This is a genomic window from Rhodopirellula maiorica SM1, assembly GCF_000346295.1.
Lineage (GTDB): Bacteria > Planctomycetota > Planctomycetia > Pirellulales > Pirellulaceae > Novipirellula > Novipirellula maiorica.
This window is the reverse complement of the sequence record NZ_ANOG01001014.1, coordinates 1-2069: the sequence shown is the minus strand read 5'-3', so window position 1 is coordinate 2069 and position 2069 is coordinate 1. Positions and strand designations below refer to the sequence as shown.

The window sequence follows — 2069 nt, the reverse complement described above, 5'->3', positions numbered from 1 at the left end:
ATCGCCGAGCTTGCGAAAATCAAAGACAGCTACAACTGTGACATGATTTCGATCGCTGCAGCCACCGCCGCGATGGGTTGCCAAGACTGGTTGGCCGATGTGGTCGCTAAGATGAACGCAACTCGATCGCGACTTGCCGATCGCCTGACATCATTCGGGTTCAATGTCACGCCATCGCAAGCGAACTTCGTTTGGTGCCAACACCCCAGTGGTGATCACCAAGGGATGTACGAATTTTTGAAGAAGAATCAAATCCTGGTGCGATTCATGAAATTCCCCGAGTGGGGCGATGGACTTCGCATCTCGGTCGGCACCGATGAACAAATTGACGTCTGCTTGATGTTGCTGGAAAACTACTTGAAGAAGAACGCATGACACGCACCGCAACGATCGCTCGGAAAACGGGCGAAACCGATATTCAATTGACGCTGAACCTGGACGGTGATGGCGGCGGCACTCGCGCATCGGGCATCGGCTTTCTTGATCACATGCTCGATCTATTGGCGAAACACGCGTTGATCGACTTGGACGTCAAGGCAAAAGGCGATCTTCATGTCGATGACCATCACACCGCCGAAGACATCGGCATCGCACTGGGCCAAGCGATGCATGAAGCGTTGGGAAACCGAGCGGGCATTCGACGCTACGGGCACTTCACGTTGCCGATGGACGAATGCTTGGTGACCGCTGCGGTGGACCTCGGTGGCCGCTACGCGTTTGAATACCACGCACCGATTGCTGCGGCAAAGATCGGCACGTTCGACAGCGAATTGGTCGAACATTTCTGGCAATCATTCGCGGCGAATTCGCACAGCAACCTGCATGTCGTGTTGCATCACGGCCGCAACTCGCACCACATCGCCGAGTGCGTTTTCAAAGCGACCGCACGCGCGATCCGCATGGCAGCCGAAAGCGACCCTCGAAGCGACGCGATCCCAAGCACCAAAGGGGTGCTATAGTCTCGTCTAATACCGCAACAACCTTTGAAAAAGGACACTCAATCCGATGTGGAACTCCAGCCTAGGTTGTCGCGTTTTACGAAATGCCGAAGCCCGCTTGATTGCCAGTGCGGCATGGTCGCTGATCGGTGAAGTACGCAACGCAATTCCCAGTGCCGAGAGCAAGTATCCTCCGTTTCCCAGAGACGTGGAACTGTTCGACCGCATGACGCCCGAACAGCAAGTCGTGATGGTCGATCGCGTGACTTCCTACCTGCTGGATCCCAAGGTCGCCGCCCCACGCCGCACCGCTTTGCTCGACGCGACCATTGCGACGATCTTTCGCCACGTGCTTGTTCAAATTGAAATTGAAATCGATGACAACCCCGATTTCTCCAGTGGTGATCCTTCGAAAAAACGCAGTGAGACCATCGAAGCGTTGTATGAGATAATCGATGACGTGGAATTTGATGGCGAAGAACCACTCGAACGATTTGTCGAAGCCGATTGCATCGACGTCGAAACATGGCAAGTGGCGGTGGAGGTGCTTCGCAACCGCGTGCTGCCTGACGAAGACTGGGCCCTGGACGAGCTTGCGTTGGACTTGCCGCCTGAACAGGGAGAATCACTTAAACAAGTGATGGGAATTAACAACGACTATTTCATTGACACCGCGCCCAATGCCACTGTCGCGGATGCCCGCGAAGCTTGGTGCAACCTGCTCGAGCGACTGACAGGACATCGCCCTGAAAGTTGGCGATTTGGTGATCAGCCGGAACTGGTTCCCGAAGACGTCTGCTGTGATCCGCCCCCTCCGGTCCTCTCATTCAGCGGCTCGGCAGAGACAAAGACAACGTCAAAACCTGTTTTCCCGGTGGCCGATAAAGCAACCGTGCGACTTGGCGATGCGATGGACCAGATCGCGATGACACCATCCGCGTGGGACGTATTTCTTCACCTGCCATCGGGACAACTCAGCTCGCTTCCCCATGATCTTTCGCACGCGATCGAAGCCGAAATGAGTTTTGCAGATTACGGGGGTGAGGCAGACGAAAAAATGTTCGCACTCGCTCAAGCGATTCATGAAACCAATCATTACGTCGAAGTGCCGAGCAACTTCGATTTCCATGA

General features: G+C 54.8%; 3 protein-coding genes. All 3 read left to right on the top strand.

Annotation, left to right across the window (positions count from 1 at the left end; genetic code table 11):
- The coding region (locus RMSM_RS32690) for an aminotransferase class I/II-fold pyridoxal phosphate-dependent enzyme (RefSeq protein WP_040770723.1) at positions 1-375 on the top strand (375 nt) is incomplete at its 5' end.
- Complete coding sequence (gene hisB / locus RMSM_RS32685; RefSeq protein ID WP_008707833.1) at positions 372-959, top strand: imidazoleglycerol-phosphate dehydratase HisB; 588 nt, start codon at positions 372-374, stop codon at positions 957-959. The genes RMSM_RS32690 and hisB, both read left to right, overlap by 4 nt.
- Positions 960-1005: 46 nt before the next feature.
- A partial coding sequence (locus RMSM_RS32680; protein WP_008707830.1) for a hypothetical protein occupies positions 1006-2069 on the top strand: 1064 nt, incomplete at its 3' end.

Coding starts and splice junctions, on each gene's coding strand:
- hisB (WP_008707833.1), top strand. CDS start 372: ATGACACGCACCGCAACGATCGCTCGGAAAACGGGCGAAACCGATATT.